The sequence below is a fragment of the Nocardioides sp. TF02-7 genome (assembly GCF_022437945.1).
Lineage (GTDB): Bacteria > Actinomycetota > Actinomycetes > Propionibacteriales > Nocardioidaceae > Nocardioides.
Genome location: NZ_CP092535.1, coordinates 1913587 through 1928364 on the forward strand (window position 1 = coordinate 1913587; position 14778 = coordinate 1928364).

The following is a 14778-nucleotide window of genomic DNA, read 5'->3' on the forward strand; positions in this document are numbered from 1 at the left end:
GGATGGGGTCGGTGACGTTGGTCTCCCGGACCGCGATCCGGCCGGTCCGCGCGGCCGGGCGGCGTACGTCGCCGGGTGGGCTGCGGGGGGGACGTGACGGGCAAAACCTCCACTTGTCCGGCATTGCTTTGCCCGACATGTTGAGGTTTCCCCGGTCGGCCGGGGAAACCTCACGTGGGGTGGGCCGCACGGCGCGGCCGCTGCCGCCGTCGGCCGGCCGCCCCCCGCCCCCCGCCGCCCAACCCCTCAGCTGGTCGACAACGCGTCCGGCGGGTCGTCGCCGGAGGGCACGATCGCGGTGATCACGGTGCCGTCGGCGCGTTGGATGCCGGCGGGGTGCGGCGGTTCGCCGGCGAGGCGGGGGCCCTGGTGGGTGAGGGGGTACGACGACCGGCGCGCCCTGCTTGACGGTGACGTGCTCGTCGCGGACGTTGAAGGTGAGGGGGGCCGGTGCCGCTCTCGACGGCGAGCTCGAGCTCGGTGGCGCGCACCGTCACCCGCACCCGGGTGCCGCGCAGGGTCAGCCGGTAGGTGAGGGACTCCCCAGCTGGCGGGGAGCCGGGGGTCGATGCACCACTGGTCGTCGCCCTTCGCGGCGCCGAGGTCGCGGAACCCGCCGAAGCCGGCGACCAGCGCGCCCCACACGCCGCCGGTGGAGGCGACGTGGACGCCGTCGGAGGTGTTGCCGTGCCGGTTGTCGAGGTCGACGAAGAGGGCGGCGTGGAAGTAGCGCAGCGCCAGGTCGGCGTACCCGACCTCCGCGGCGATGATCGACTGCACGACCGCCGACAGCGTCGAGTCGCCGGTGGTGATCGGGTCGTAGTACTCGAAGTTGGCGCGCTTCTGCTCGGGGGTGAACTCCTCGCCCTGCAGGTAGAGCGCGAGCACCACGTCGGCCTGCTTGAGCACCTGGAACCGGTAGATCACCAGCGGGTGGTAGTGCAGCAGCAGGGGCCGCTTCTCCAGCGGCGTCCGCTCGAGGTCCCACATCTCGCGCTCGAGGAAGTGCAGGTCCTGCGGGTGGATGCCGAGGTGCTCGTCGTAGGGGATCTGCATCCCCTTGGCGCACTCGGCCCACTCGTGCGGTTCGTCGGGGTCGAGGCCGGTGCGGCGCGCCATCTCCTCGTAGGCCTCGGGGTCCTCGCGCTCCAGCTGCCACACGGCCTGGGCGGCCCGGCGCAGGTTGAAACGCGCGAGGACGTTGGTGTACAGGTTGTCGTTGACGACGGTCGTGTACTCGTCGGGCCCGGTGACACCGTGGATGTGGAACGTCCGCCGGTTCTCGTCGCGCCAGAACCCGAGGTCGGCCCACAGCCGCGCGGTCTCCACGAAGATGTCGATCGCCTCGCGGCAGAGGAAGTCGTCGTCACCGGTGGCGCCGACGTACTGGCTGAGGGCGTAGGCGATGTCGGCGTCGATGTGGTACTGCGCGGTGCCGGCGGCGTAGTACGCCGACGCCTCGTGGCCGTTGATCGTCCGCCAGGGGAACAGGGCGCCGCGCTGCGCCAGCTCGCGGGCCCGCGACCGCGCGGAGTCGAGCAGCCGGTAGCGGAACCGCAGGGCGTTGCGGGCGGCCCACGGCATCGTGTAGGTCAGGAACGGCATCACGTAGATCTCGGTGTCCCAGAAGTAGTGGCCGCCGTAGCCCGACCCGGTCACCCCCTTCGCGGCGATGCCCTGGTCCTCGGCGCGAGCCGACGCCTGGCAGATCGAGAAGAGGTTCCACCGCACGGCCTGCTGCAGGTCGGGGTGGCCGGGGATCTCCACGTCGCAGCGGGCCCAGAAGTCGTCGAGCCACTGCCGCTGCTCGTCGTACTGGTGCTGCAGGCCCTGCTCGTGGGTGCGGTCGAGGGTGCGCTCGCAGCGGTCGATCAGCTCCCGCGGCGGCACCGAGCTGGCGGTGTGGAACGACACCAGCTTGGTCAACCGGACCGGTACGCCGGGCTCGCCGGCGATCCGGTAGATCACCTTCGCCATGTCGTCCTCGGCCTGGACGCCCATGGAGTACGCCGAGTCCGTGTCGAGGTCGTGGTCGGCGACCACGCCGATGGTCATCCCGCTCTCGGCGGTGCGGTAGCCCAGCCGCAGCCGGCCGGTCTCGGCGTCGGCGGAGCTGATCACCGGGAGCAGCACGCGGCGGTCGAACCGGTCGGCCTTGCGCGGGTCGGCGTGCTCCGGGGCGCCGGGGTCGCCGAACTCGGGCCGGATGTCCTGCCGGTTGAGCATCTGGGAGGAGATCGCGATCGACGCCTTCTGGTCGAGGAGCTCGACCTCGAAGGTGAGCACCGCCAGGTGGCGCTGCGCGAGCGGCACCATCCGCGTCGACCGCACCCGCACCCGCTTGCCGCCGGGCGTGCGCCAGATCAGCTCGCGCGACAGCACGCCCGACCGGAAGTCGAGGGCCCGCTCGTAGTCGAGCATGTCGGCGACGGAGATCTGCAGCGGCTCGTCGTCGACGTAGAGCCGGATCACCTTGGGGTCCGGTGCGTTGACGATCGTCTGCCCGACGCGCGCGAAGCCGTAGGCCTCCTCGGCGTGGAGGATCGGCCAGGTCTCGTGGAAGCCGTTGATGTAGGTGCCCTCGACGTGGGCGTCGCGGCTCTCGGAGTAGTTGCCGCGCAGCCCGAGGTAGCCGTTGCCGACGGCGAACAGCGCCTCGGTGACGCCGTGGTCGTCGGCGGAGAACCGCTTCTCGACCAACCGCCACTCGTCGACGGGGAACCGGCTCCGGTCGAGCGGGTCGGCGACCGGCGGGGCGACGTGGGACGGGCCGTCGTACCCCGGGGTCACGGGAGCAGCTCCGCCAGGTCGGCGACCACGACGTCGGCGCCGGCCTCGGTGAGCGCCTCCACCCCGGCGCCGCGGTCGACGCCGACCACCAGGCCGAACCGCCCGGCGGCGCCGGCCTGCACGCCGCTGATCGCGTCCTCGAGCACGACCGACCGCTCGGGGCCGGCGCCCAGGTCGGAGGCGGCGGCGAGGAACGTGTCCGGCGCCGGCTTGCCCTGCAGGTTGCGCTCGGCGGCCACGCCGCCGTGCATCACCTCGCCGAAGAACCGGGTCATGCCGGCCGCCTCGAGCACGGCGGGGGCGTTGCGCGACGACGACACGATCGCCATGGGGATCCCGCGCTGCTCGAGGGCCTCGAGCAGCCGCACCGAGCCGGGGTAGGGCCTCGACGCCCTCGTCGCTGAGCACCTGGGCGAAGAAGGAGTTCTTGCGGTTGCCGAGGCCGCACACGGTCTCGGCGTCGGGTCCGTCGGAGGGGTCGCCCTCCGGCAGGTCGATCCCCCGGGACAGTAGGAAGGTGCGCACGCCGTCGTAGCGGGGCTTGCCGTCGACGTGGTCGTAGTAGTCCTGCTCTGTGTACGGCGGCTGGTCGGGGTGCGCGGTCGACAGGTAGTCGTTGAACATCGCCGACCACGCCCGCATGTGCACCTCGGCGGTCGGCGTCACCACCCCGTCGAGGTCGAAGAGGACGGCGTCGTACTGGTCCCAGGTCACTGCGGCCACGCGGCCAGCGTAGGGGATGCCTCAGGGCCGGTTCGGGGTGAAATGGGTGCGGATACTCACGCCTTCGATGGGTAGGTCTGGTGGAATACCGGGCATGGTGCTCCTGAGGCCGATCAAGAAGCGGGTCGGCAAGTGGCTGCTCGAGCGGACGATGCGCGACGGCATCGACCTGCGGAAGCTGCGCTTCCTCCCCGACTCCGTGACGCTGCCCCTGCGGCGCGACGGTCTCGACCCGCTGCCCGCGCTCGCGGAGGTCCGCGACACCGAGCCGGTGACGAAGCTGGCGGACATGTTCGGCAAGGGGGTCTGGCTGGTCAGCGGGTACGACGAGGCGCGCGAGGTGCTGGCCGGCGACCCCGACACGTGGTCCAACGACCTGGGGCAGTTCGTCTCCCAGGACGGCCGCTCCCCGGAGGAGCAGATCGGCGGGCTGGGCATGACCGACCCGCCGCTGCACACCCAGCTGCGGAAGTACCTCACGCCGGAGTTCACGATGCGCCGCCTCCAACGGCTCCAGCCGGGCATCGAGGCGATCGTGGAGGCCCGGCTCGACGCGATGGCGGCCGCCGGGCCCGACGTCGACCTGGTGCAGGAGTTCGCGTTCGCGGTGCCGTTCGACGTGATCTGCGACCTGCTCGGCCTGCCGGTCGAGGACCGCGCCCGGTTCCTCGAGCTGGGCGTGGCGCGGTTCGACCTCAGCGAGGGTGGCGCCGGTGCGTTCGGCGCGGCCGCGCACACGCGGGAGTTCCTCATCAACGCGGTGCGCGAGCAGCGCAGCAACCCCGGCGACGGCCTGATCGGGGCGCTGCTCGTCGAGCACGGCGACGACCTCGACGACGTCACCCTCGGCGGCATCGCCGACGGCGTCTTCCTCGGGGGCTACGAGACCTCGGCGTCGATGCTGGCGCTCGGTGCCTACCTGATCGCCACCACGCCCGAGGCGGGGCGGATGCTGCGCTCGGACCCGGAGTCCGTCGAGCGGGTCGTCGAGGAGCTGCTGCGCCACCTGTGCGTCGTGCAGCTCGCGTTCCTGCGGTTCGCGAAGCGCGACGCCACCGTGGGCGGCGTGACGATCAAGGCCGGCGACGCGGTCGGCGTCTCGCTGATGGCGGCCAACCGCGACCCGCGGCTCGGGCCCGACCTCGACCGGTTCGACCCCACTCGGGAGCCGGTGCGGCACCTGTCCTTCGGCTGGGGGATGCACCGTTGCGTCGGTGCGGAGCTGGCCCGGATGGAGCTGCGCACCGCGCTGCGGATGCTCGCCGAGCGGTTCCCCGACCTCGCGGTCGCCGCGGACGACGACCAGCTGGGGTTCCGGAAGCTGTCGGCGGTCTACGGCGTGGAGGCGCTGCCGGTCGCCCTGTACGGGATGAGCCTCGAGGACGTCAGCGCCTGACCCGTCGCCGGGCCAGGCGCCGACGCGTGCCTCACTTGCTGGACGACAGCCGGTACTGCCGGACCGACAGGGGCATGAAGACCGCAAGGATCAGCACCACCCAGATGAGCGTGTAGAGGACCGGGTGCTGCATCGACCAGGCGTCGGTGCCGTCGAGCATGCGAGGGTCGGCGTTGCCGAACAACTGGCGAGATGCCTCGGTGAGCGCCGAGACCGGGTTCCACGCGACGATCGTGTGCAGCACGCCGTCGAAGTCCTTGAGCGGGACGAACGCGTTGGACAGGAACGTCAGCGGCATGATCACGATGAACGAGGCGTTGTTGATCACCTCGACGCTCGGGACGAGCAGGCCGACGAAGGCCATCACCCAGCTGATCGCGTAGGCGAAGACGAGCAGCAGCGCGAACCCGAGGATGGCGTCGAGGACACCTTCCCGGATGCGCCACCCGACGAGCAGGCCGGTGAGCGCCATGATGATCAGCGACAGCACGTTGTAGACCACGTCGGAGGTGGTGCGGCCGACGAGGACGGCCGACCGTGACATCGGCAGCGACCGGAACCGGTCGATGATGCCCTTCTGCATGTCCTCGGCCAGCCCGGCGCCGGTGAACGTGGCTCCGAACACCACCGTCTGGGCGAAGATGCCGGCGATGAGGAACTCGCGATAGCTGACGTCGCTGCCGGTGCTGATCGCGCCGCCGAAGACGAACGCGAAGAGCAGCACGAACATGATCGGGCTGATCAGCACGAAGACGAGCACCTCGGGCACCCGCTTGATCTTGATCAGGTTGCGCTGGGCGACCACCCAGCCGTCGGACAGGGCCTGCGTGGCGCTCATCGGGCCAGCTCCTTCTCGGTCTCGTCGGTGCTCGCACCGGTGGTGCCGGCGCCGTCCTCCTCGGCGGCGCGGCCGGTGAGGGCGAGGAAGACGTCGTCGAGGGTGGGGCGGCGGAGCCCGACGTCGAGCACGGTGACGGTCTCGCGCTCGAAGCCCTGCAGCACCCGCAGCAGGTCGGCGGTGCCCGTGCCCTGCACGGCGGCGGTGAGCTCGCGGCCGTTGTCGCCGACCCGCACCTCGCCCACGGCGACCTCGGCCAGCACCCGGGCCGCGGCGTCGCGGTCCTCGGCGTCGGCGAGCACGACCTCGATCCGCTCGCCCCCCGGTGCGGGCCTTCAGCTCGTCGGCCGTGCCCTGCGCGATGGCGCGGCCGTGGTCGATCACGACGATGTCGTCGGCCAGCCGGTCGGCCTCCTCGAGGTACTGCGTGGTCAGCAGCAGCGTGGTGCCGGAGCCGACCAGCTCGCGGATCACGTCCCACATCTGCTGGCGGCTGCGCACGTCGAGACCGGTGGTCGGCTCGTCGAGCACGATCACGGGCGGCTCGGCGACCAGCGCGCCGGCCAGGTCGAGCCGGCGACGCTGGCCGCCGGAGTAGGTCTTGGTCGGCCGGTCGGCGAACTCGGTGAGGTCGAACCGCTCCAGCAGCTCCTTCGCCCGCTCCTGGGCGCGCGCCCGCCCCAGGTGGTAGAGCCGCCCGATCATCACCAGGTTCTCGTAGGCCGTCAGGTGCTCGTCGACCGCGGCGTACTGCCCCGACAGGCCGATCCGGGCGCGGACGCCCACCGGGTCGGCGAGCACGTCGACGCCGGCGACGGTCGCCGTGCCCTCGTCGGGCCGCAGCAGCGTCGTCAGGCACCGCACGGCCGTCGTCTTGCCGGCGCCGTTGGGGCCCAGCAGCGCGAGCACCTTCCCCTCGGGCACCGCGAGGTCGAGACCCCCCAGCGCCTCGACCGCCTTGTAGCGCTTCACCAGTCCGCTCGCGCGGATCATCTCGGTCATCTCGTCCTTCTCCACCCTCCGGTACGCACGGATCGCAAGCGTCGCTCCTGCCGACGTTGCCACGGTAGGGACAGGCACCGACACCGGTTTTCATCGCTGACGACCGGGCTTGGCGCCACGAGTTAGGCAAGGCTCGCTTGTCTGGAACCGTTCAAGAAAAAGGTGGGAGACTGGGTTCAGCGACGGGGGCCGGACCGGTCCCCGAGGACAGAGCCCAGCGAAGGAGACATCACCGTGGCCACCCTGCACCGCGAGAAGCACGTCACCCACCCGGCGTACCAGGCCGACCAGCAGGTCGCCGAGCACCTCCAGCAGCTGCTCGTCGACCTGAGCGACCTGGCCCTCCAGGGCAAGCAGGCGCACTGGAACGTCATCGGCCCCAACTTCCGCGACCTCCACCTCCAGCTCGACGAGGTCGTCGACGCCGCCCGCGAGTTCGGCGACGAGGTCGCCGAGCGGATGCGCGCGGTCTACGTCGTCCCCGACGGCAGCGCGGCCCGGGTCGCCGCCCAGACCAGCCTGCCGCCGTTCCCCCGCGGCGAGGTCGACAGCGCCGAGGTCGTCGACAAGATCACCGCCTCCCTCTACGCCGTGGTCAGCACCGCCCGCCGGATCCACGACGACGTCGACCGCGCCGACCCGACGACCGCCGACCTGCTGCACACCGTCATCGAGCGCCTCGAGCAGCTCGCCTGGATGGTCAGCGCCGAGAACCGGGTCGCCGGCCGGAGCGTGCCGGAGTCGATCGTCGTCTGAGGGCGCGTCGCCCGACCGCCGCTAGCTCGTCGCCGGCGCCGCCGCCGGCGCGCGGAACGCCGACCGGTAGGCGCGCGGGCTCGCGCCGGTGTGCACCACGAAGTGCCGCCGCATCGACTCCGGTGAGCCGAAGCCGGTGGCGTAGGCGATCTCGGTGACCGTCAGCGCCGAGTCCTCCAGCATCGCCCGCGCGCGCTCGACCCGGCGGCGGGGTGATCCAGGCCTGCAGGCTGTCGCCGGTCTCGGAGCGGAACCGCCGCTCGAGCGTGCGGGGGCTCATGTGCGCCCGGGCCGCGACCCGCTCCAGGGACAGCGACTCGGCGAGGTTCTCCAGCAGCCACGACATGACCGGCGCCAGCGAGCCCGCCGCCGGCCGCGCGAGCAGCTTCGCGTAGAGGGCCTGCCCGCCGACCCGGTGCGGGGGGCTGATCAGCACCCGCGAGACGTCGTTGGCGTAGGCCTGCCCGTGGTCGGCGGTGAGGATGTAGAGGCACAGGTCGGTCGACGCGAGCATCCCGCCCGAGGAGAGCACCTGGCCGTCGTCGACGTACAACGCGTGCTCGACCAGCTCTGCCCGCGGGAAGGCCGCACGGAACTCCTCGGCGAGGGCCCAGTGGGTCGCGACCCGACGACCGTCCACGACCCCCCGCCTGGCCGAGCACGAACGCACCGGCACACAGCGACACCAGCCGCGCCCCGCGCGCGGCGGCGCGGCGGACGGCGTCGAGCACGCCGGGGTCCTGCGGCTCCCACGGCGCCTCCAGCCCCGGGACGACGACCGTGTCGGCCTCCTCGACGTCCGACACCGGGCAGAGCTCGCCGAGCGAGAACCCCAGCGACGTCTCCACCCCCGCAGGACCGCAGACCCGCACGTCGTACGGCGGGTCCGGCTCGTCGCGGATCTTCGTGAACACCGACGGCCGGCGCCCGAACACCTGAGCGGCGACGGCCAGGTCGAGCACGAAGGTGCCGGGCAGGGCGAGGACGGCGACGCGATGTCGGCGCACCGGACACCTCCTGTCCCGATCTGTCCGAAGTATGGCGGTCAGCGAGGTGTCGGGGAACCCGATCGTTCCCAGACTTGGTCCCACCCGACGCGAGAGGACACGTCATGGCCCCCCGACACGATCGTCCTGGTGCACGGCTTCTGGGTCACTCCCCCGCAGCTGGGAACACTGGATCACCCACTACGAGAACCGCGGCTACCGCGTGCTCGCACCCGGCTACCCGGGCTTCGAGGTCGAGGTCGAGGGACTGCGGTCCGACCCGCAGGCCATCCTCGACCTCACCGTCCCGGACATCATCGCCGCCCTCGAGGGGGTCGTCAGCGGGCTCGACCGGCCGCCGGTCATCATCGGCCACTCCGCGGGCGGAGCGTTCACCCAGATCCTGCTCGACCACGGCTACGGCGCCGCCGGCGCGGCGATCTGCTCCGCGCCGACCGAGGGCGTGCGGGTCGTGCCGGCCTCGCAGGTGCGGTCGACGTTCCCGGTGCTCAAGAACCCCGCCAACCGCAAGCGGGCGGTCGGCCTCACCTACGAGCAGTGGCGCTACGCCTTCACCAACACCTTCCCCGAGGACGAGGCGCGCGCGGCGTACGAGCGCTACCACGTCCCGGCCAACGGCGGCATCCTCTGGGGCAGCGTGCTCGCCAACTTCCAGCCGGGCCACCAGGACACCTGGGTCGACTACGAGAACGACAAGCGCGCCCCGCTGCTCTTCGTGTCGGCGTCGGACGACCACATCATGCCGCCCGCGGTGCAGCGGTCGAACGCGAAGCACTACAAGTCCGACACCGTCACCGAGGTCCGGCAGTACGACGGCTTCTGCCACCTCCTCCCCGCCCAGGCCGGCTGGCAGCGGGTCGCCGACGAGGTGCTCGAGTGGGCGCTCGCCCACGCCGCATGATCCTCACCCACGTCGGCGGGCCGACCCTCCTGGTCGAGATCGCCGGCCGACGGCTGCTCACGGACCCGACGTTCGACCGGCCCGGCGGCCACTACGACTTCGGCTGGGGCACGTCCTCGGACAAGCTGGCCGGTCCCGCCCTCGACGTGGACGAGCTGCCGCCGCTCGACGCGGTGCTGCTCACCCACGACCACCACGCCGACAACCTCGACCGGACCGGCCGGGAGCTGCTGGCCCGGGTGCCGACGGTGGTCACCACCCGCAGCGGCGCCCGGCGGCTGCGGCTGCCGGACGTCCGTGGCCTCCGACCCGGAGCGACCACCGCGCTCGAGGCGGCCGGACGGCCGCCGGTGACCGTCACGGCGACCCCGGCCCGGCACGGCCCGCCGCTGTCGCGGCCGGTGGTCGGTGAGGTGGTCGGCTTCGAGGTGCGCTCCGGCACCGAGTCGCTGTGGATCACCGGCGACACCGTCCTCAGCCGGGCGGTCCGCCGCACCGCCCGCGCGCTCGCGGCGGACCCGGTCGACCCGATCGACGTGGTCGTCGTGCACGCCGGAGGCGTCCGGTTCCCGGTGACCGGGCCGCTCCGCTACACGATGACCGGTCGCCGGGCCGTCGAGCTGGTCGCGCTGACCGGCGCCCGGACGGCGGTGCCGGTGCACGTCGACGGGTGGAGCCACTTCGTCGACGGCCGGGCCGGCGTCGAACGCGCGGTCGCCGCAGCGGCCGGGCACGTGCGGGACAGGCTGCGCTGGCTGGTGCCGGGGGGGAGCCGACGGTCGTCTGAGGGGCGCCGCGAGTGGTGTAACTCAGTGTTCGGTGCACTACCTCGGGTGCTGTGACCGGTCCGAGCACCCGGGTAGTCGACGGAACACTGAGTTACACCCCTCTGCCGGCCTGCGCCCTGCCCACCCGGCCCCCCGCCGTCGTACTGTCGCGGCATGACTCCCGCAGATCTCCTGACCGACGCCTTCGGGCGGGTGCTCGACGACGTCGAAGCGGTGCTCGACGGGCTCGACGAGGGCACGCTGGCCGCACCTCCAGCCCCCGGCGCCAACCCGGTCGCCTGGCTGGTGTGGCACCTGACCCGCGTGCAGGACGACCACGTCGCCGACGTCGCGGGCACCGAGCAGGTGTGGCACTCCGGCGGGTACGCCGACCGGTTCGGGCTGCCGCTCGAGCCGGGCGACATCGGGTTCGGGCACACCGCCGAGCAGGTGGCGGCCGTGCGTGCCCCGGCGGAGCTGCTGCGCGACTACCACCGCGCCACGCACGAGGCGACGCTCGCGTTCGTGCGGACGGTGGGGCCCGACGACCTCGACCGCGTGGTCGACACCCGGTGGGACCCGCCGGTGACGCTGGGGGTCCGGCTGGTGAGCGTGGTCAACGACTGCACCCAGCACGTGGGGCAGGCGGCCTACGTCAAGGGGTTGCTCGAGCGCGCGACCCGGTAGCGCCAGAACACCGGCGCGGCGAGCGCCGCGACGACGGTGCCCACGACGACGAGCACGCCCCCCCGCCCGCCGCCGCGGCGGCGGTGCCCACGGTGGCCGCCGCGGCCCCGTGGGCGACGTCGGCGACGCGCGGGCCGCCGGCGACGACCACGATGAAGATCCCCTGCAGCCGGCCGCGCACCTCGTCGGCGGCGGCGCTCTGCAGCATGCTGCTGCGGAAGGCGGCCGAGGCCATGTCGGCCGCACCCCCGACGACCAGCATCGCGACCGCGGCGCCGAGGAAGCCGGCGGCGAGCGCTGGCCACGCGGCCGCGCCGGCCACCGCGAGACCGAAGCCGACCATCGCGACGCCCCACACGAGGATGCTCACCACGACGGCGCGGCCCTGGTGCACGATCCGCGACACCCAGCCGGAGAACACGCCGCCGACCACCGCCCCCCGCCGGGATGCCCGCGAAGAGCAGCGCGAACTCCAACCCGCCCTCCGACGGCCCGCCGAAGCCCTCGTGCGCGATCTCGGGGAAGAGGGCGCGCGGCATCCCGAAGACCATCGCGATGATGTCGACGACGAACGACATCATCAGCACGGGGTGGCCGCGCAGGTAGGCGACGCCCTCGATGACCGACCGCAGCCCCGGCGTGCCGCGCGCGGCGCCCTCGACGGGCAGCGCCGGCAGCCGCACCACCGCACCCAACGTGGCGAACAGGGTGATGGTGTCGACGAGGTAGAGCCAGGAGTAGCCGAGCACCGGGATGAGGATCCCGCCGACCAGCGGGCCGGCGATCGCACCGGCCTGGAACACCGTGGCGTTGAGCGAGTTCGCCGCCGGGAGCAGGTGGTCGGGCAGCAGCCGCGGCAGCACCGCGCTGCGGGTGGGCTGGTTGACGGCGAAGAACGCCTGCTGGACGGCGAAGAGCGTCAGCAGCAGCCACACGTTCGCGCCGCCGAGCGCGGCCTGCAGCCAGAACAGGGCGCTCGTGCCGATCAGGCCGGAGGTGGTGATCACGAGGAGCGTGCGCCGGTCGAACACGTCGGCGAGCGCCCCGCCCCACAGCCCGAAGACCACGAGCGGCACCAGGCCGAACACGCCGGTGAGCCCGACGTACGCCGACGAGCCGGTCTCGGCGTAGATCTGGGCGGGCACCGCGACCACGGTGAGCTGCGCCCCGACGACCGTGATGATGTTGGCCGTCCACAGCCGCCGGAAGTGCGGGTTGCCGAGCGGCCGGGTGTCGGCCAGGAACCCCCGCATCCTCACCCGGCGATGCTACGAACCACGGGGGAGGGATTTTCTGCGAGGGTGTCGTGTCGAGCGCACCCCGTTCGTGGAGGGGGCAAGAGGCGGTCGCCGGGACCGCCGCGAAGCGAGGAGGACGACATGGCTCAGTACCTGCTTTCGGTCCACGGCAACGACGAGCAGTACGCCGCGGTCCCGCCCGAGACGATGCAGGAGATGTTCGCCGCGGTCGGCGCTTTCAACGAGCGGCTCCAGTCCGACGGTGTGTGGGTGTTCGGGGGAGGTCTGGAGTCGGCGACGACGGCCACCGTCGTGGACGGAGCCGGTGACCGGCCGGTCGTGACCGACGGCCCCTACCTGGAGACCAAGGAGCACATCGGCGGCTTCTGGATCATCGACGTGCCCGACCTCGACAAGGCGCTGGAGTACGCCGCCGCCGGCTCGAAGGCCTGCCAGGGTCGGGTCGAGGTCCGCCCGTTCCAGGCCGAGCCCGAGGCCTGAGCGGGCGATGCCGACCGCTGGTGCGGCCTCCTCGACGACCGCCGAGGTCGAACGGGTCTTCCGTGAGGAGTACGGACGGCTGATCGCCTCGCTCGTGCGTCGGTTCGGCGACATCGACATCGCCGAGGAGGCCGCCGGGGAGGCCCTGGTCGCGGCGCTCGAGAAGTGGCCGGGGTCCGGCGTGCCGCCCAACCCGGGCGGCTGGCTGACGACTACCGCGGGCAACCGCGCGATCGACCGCCTGCGCCGGGAGAACCAGCGGGACGCCAAGCACCGGGCGGCCGCCATGCTGCACGACGACACACCCCACGAGCCGACCGGACCGGTCGAGGACGACCGGCTGCGGCTGATCTTCACCTGCTGCCACCCGGCGCTGGCGCCGGAGGCGCGGATCGCGCTCACCCTGCGGTTGCTGGGCGGGCTGACCGTGGCCGAGATCGCCCAGGCGTTCCTCGTCCCCGAGACGACGATGGCGCAGCGGATGACCCGGGCGAAGAAGAAGATCGCGGGCGCACGGATCCCCTACCGGGTGCCGTCGGCCGAGGACCTCCCCGACCGGCTCGACGCCGTGCTGGCCGTGCTGTTCCTGGTCTTCAACGAGGGCTACCTGTCCACCGGCCCCGGCGACGCGGTGCGCGCCGAGCTCACCGGCGAGGCGATCCGGCTGGCCCGGGTGCTCCACCGGCTGCTGCCCGACGAGCCCGAGGTCACCGGCCTGCTCGCGCTGCTGGTCCTCACCGAGGCCCGGCGCGAGGCACGGGTGCGCGACGGCGTGCTGGTGTCGCTGGCCGAGCAGGACCGCGGCGGCTGGGACCGCCGGCTGGTCGCCGAGGGCCACGCGCTCGTTCGCGAGTGCCTGGCCCGCAACCGTCCCGGGCGCTACCAGCTGCTCGCCGCGATCAACGCGGTCCACACCGACGCCCCGACGGCGGCCGACACCGACTGGTCGCAGGTCGTCGCGCTCTACGACCGGCTGCTGACGATCGATCCGTCCCCGATCGTCCGCCTCAACCGGGCCGTCGCGGTCGCGGAGCTCGACGGTGCGGAGGTCGCGCTCGCCGAGGTCGACCGGTTGGTGGCGGCGACGCCCGCGCTGGCGTCGTACCACGCGTTCCACGTCACCCGGGCCGAGCTGCTGCGCCGCCTCGCCCGGAGCGCCGAGGCGCGCGAGGCGTACGACGCGGCGCTCGCCGCGACCGACAACACCGCCGAGCGCGCCTACCTCACCCGCCGGCGCGGCGAGCTCGTCGTCGACGAGCGCCCCGGGTGACCGGCCGTCGCGCCCGTCCGCCGGAACCGCTATAACAGGTTCTAATTTTCGAGCGAGGAGGACGGGATGCGACGGCTCGAGGGACGGGTGGCGGTCGTGACCGGTGCCGGCAGTGGCATCGGCCGGGTGACCGCGCAGCGGCTGGCCGCCAAGGGCTGCGACGTCGCGCTCGTCGACGTCCGCGCCGACGGGCTGGCCGGCACCGCCGGCCTGGTGGCCGCGGCCGGGCGCCGCGCCACCACGCACGTCGCCGACGTCGCCGACGCCGACCGGGTGCTGGCGCTGCGCGACGAGGTGCTCGCCGCCCACGACGCCGTGCACGTGCTCGTCAACAACGCCGGCGTCACGTCGGCCGGCGCGTTCGAGAAGGAGCGGCTCGAGGACGTGCGGTGGCTGGTGGACGTCAACGTGTGGGGCGTGGTGCACGGCTGCCACGCGTTCCTGCCGGTGCTGAAGGCCCAGGACGAGGCCCACATCGTCAACGTCTCGAGCATGACCGGGCTGCTCGGCCTGCCGCACAACGCGTCGTACGCCCTGACCAAGGGGCGCGGTGCGGGCGTTCTCCGAGGCGTTGCGCGGCGAGCTGGTGACGACTCCCGTGGGCGTGAGCGTGGTCTTCCCGGGCACCCACCGCACCGGCATCACCGCCGCCGCCCGCGGCGCGGAGGGCGAGCGGATCGCCCGGTTGGGGAGCTCCCGGCTCTCGGTGCTGATGCCACCGCCGTCGCTGGTCGCCCGCCGCATCGTCAAGGCCGTCGAGCACGACCGCGCCCGCGCGGTCGTAGGCCCCGACGCCCGGCTGCTCGACCTGGCCGCCCGGGTCGCGCCCGGGCGCACCCGGCTGGTCGGCCGGGTCACGAGCCGGCTCGCCCACCGCTGAGGCCTCGGCGGCCCCTAGCGAC

The 14778-nt window shown here is 72.9% G+C and carries 13 protein-coding genes and 1 pseudogene; 9 read left to right on the forward strand and 5 right to left on the reverse strand.

Annotation, left to right across the window (positions count from 1 at the left end; genetic code table 11):
* Window positions 1-246 precede the first annotated feature (246 nt).
* Both MF408_RS09785 and MF408_RS09790 read right to left on the reverse strand, forming a co-directional pair.
* Entirely contained in the window at window positions 247-2790 is a 2544-nt protein-coding gene (locus MF408_RS09785) for a glycoside hydrolase family 65 protein (RefSeq protein WP_240251211.1), read from the reverse strand.
* Window positions 2787-3513: pseudogene (locus MF408_RS09790) on the reverse strand (beta-phosphoglucomutase family hydrolase). The gene MF408_RS09785 and the pseudogene MF408_RS09790 overlap by 4 nt, the downstream one beginning before the upstream one ends.
* A gap of 94 nt (window positions 3514-3607) precedes the next feature.
* On the opposite strand from MF408_RS09790, the gene MF408_RS09795 reads away from it, so the two are divergent.
* The gene (locus MF408_RS09795) at window positions 3608-4909 is read left to right on the forward strand and encodes a cytochrome P450 (RefSeq protein WP_240251212.1); all 1302 of its coding nucleotides are present in this window, start codon (window positions 3608-3610) and stop codon (window positions 4907-4909) included.
* A gap of 31 nt (window positions 4910-4940) precedes the next feature.
* Here the strand turns inward: MF408_RS09795 and MF408_RS26830 are convergent, their stop codons facing one another.
* Window positions 4941-6749 (reverse strand): ATP-binding cassette domain-containing protein, encoded by a 1809-nt coding sequence (locus MF408_RS26830; RefSeq protein WP_345893891.1) that lies wholly within the window; start codon window positions 6747-6749, stop codon window positions 4941-4943.
* Window positions 6750-6983: 234 nt separating this feature from the next.
* On the opposite strand from MF408_RS26830, the gene MF408_RS09810 reads away from it, so the two are divergent.
* Window positions 6984-7505, forward strand: a complete 522-nt coding sequence (locus MF408_RS09810; protein WP_240251214.1) for a DNA starvation/stationary phase protection protein — start codon at window positions 6984-6986, stop codon at window positions 7503-7505.
* Here the strand turns inward: MF408_RS09810 and MF408_RS09815 are convergent.
* Entirely contained in the window at window positions 7450-8145 is a 696-nt protein-coding gene (locus MF408_RS09815) for an AraC family transcriptional regulator (protein ID WP_240251215.1), read from the reverse strand. The two genes, MF408_RS09810 and MF408_RS09815, sit on opposite strands and share 56 nt — an antisense overlap.
* A 140-nt stretch (window positions 8146-8285) precedes the next feature.
* Here MF408_RS09815 and MF408_RS09820 point away from each other — a divergent pair, with 140 nt between their 5' ends.
* The 4 genes from MF408_RS09820 (at window position 8286) to MF408_RS09835 (ending at window position 10867) form a co-directional block, all read left to right on the forward strand.
* Window positions 8286-8444, forward strand: coding sequence for a hypothetical protein (locus MF408_RS09820; protein ID WP_240251216.1), 159 nt, complete (start codon window positions 8286-8288; stop codon window positions 8442-8444).
* 99 nt (window positions 8445-8543) lie between these two features.
* A complete protein-coding gene (locus tag MF408_RS09825) occupies window positions 8544-9413 on the forward strand; it encodes an alpha/beta fold hydrolase (RefSeq protein WP_275693389.1) in 870 nt (289 codons plus the stop codon).
* On the forward strand, window positions 9410-10255 hold the full coding sequence (locus MF408_RS09830; RefSeq protein WP_240251218.1) for an MBL fold metallo-hydrolase: 846 nt from the start codon (window positions 9410-9412) through the stop codon (window positions 10253-10255). The genes MF408_RS09825 and MF408_RS09830 overlap by 4 nt, the downstream gene beginning before the upstream one ends.
* A 99-nt stretch (window positions 10256-10354) precedes the next feature.
* The gene (locus tag MF408_RS09835; RefSeq protein ID WP_240251219.1) at window positions 10355-10867 is read left to right on the forward strand and encodes a DUF664 domain-containing protein; all 513 of its coding nucleotides are present in this window, start codon (window positions 10355-10357) and stop codon (window positions 10865-10867) included.
* On the opposite strand, the gene MF408_RS09840 is transcribed toward MF408_RS09835, so the two are convergent.
* Window positions 10831-12120: an MFS transporter gene (locus tag MF408_RS09840; protein WP_240251806.1), complete on the reverse strand. Its 1290-nt coding sequence runs from the start codon at window positions 12118-12120 to the stop codon at window positions 10831-10833. The two genes, MF408_RS09835 and MF408_RS09840, sit on opposite strands and share 37 nt — an antisense overlap.
* Window positions 12121-12246: 126 nt before the next feature.
* Between MF408_RS09840 and MF408_RS09845 the strand changes: the two genes are divergently transcribed.
* The 3 genes from MF408_RS09845 (at window position 12247) to MF408_RS09855 (ending at window position 14756) form a co-directional block, all read left to right on the forward strand.
* Entirely contained in the window at window positions 12247-12606 is a 360-nt protein-coding gene (locus MF408_RS09845) for a YciI family protein (protein ID WP_240251220.1), read from the forward strand.
* A 7-nt stretch (window positions 12607-12613) separates the two neighbouring features.
* Window positions 12614-13876 carry a sigma-70 family RNA polymerase sigma factor gene (locus MF408_RS09850; RefSeq protein ID WP_240251221.1) on the forward strand — a complete coding sequence of 421 codons (1263 nt, stop codon included), beginning with the start codon at window positions 12614-12616 and terminating at the stop codon, window positions 13874-13876.
* Window positions 13877-14426: 550 nt separating this feature from the next.
* The gene (locus tag MF408_RS09855) at window positions 14427-14756 is read left to right on the forward strand and encodes a hypothetical protein (RefSeq protein ID WP_240251222.1); all 330 of its coding nucleotides are present in this window, start codon (window positions 14427-14429) and stop codon (window positions 14754-14756) included.
* The last annotated feature ends 22 nt before the right edge of the window (window positions 14757-14778 follow it).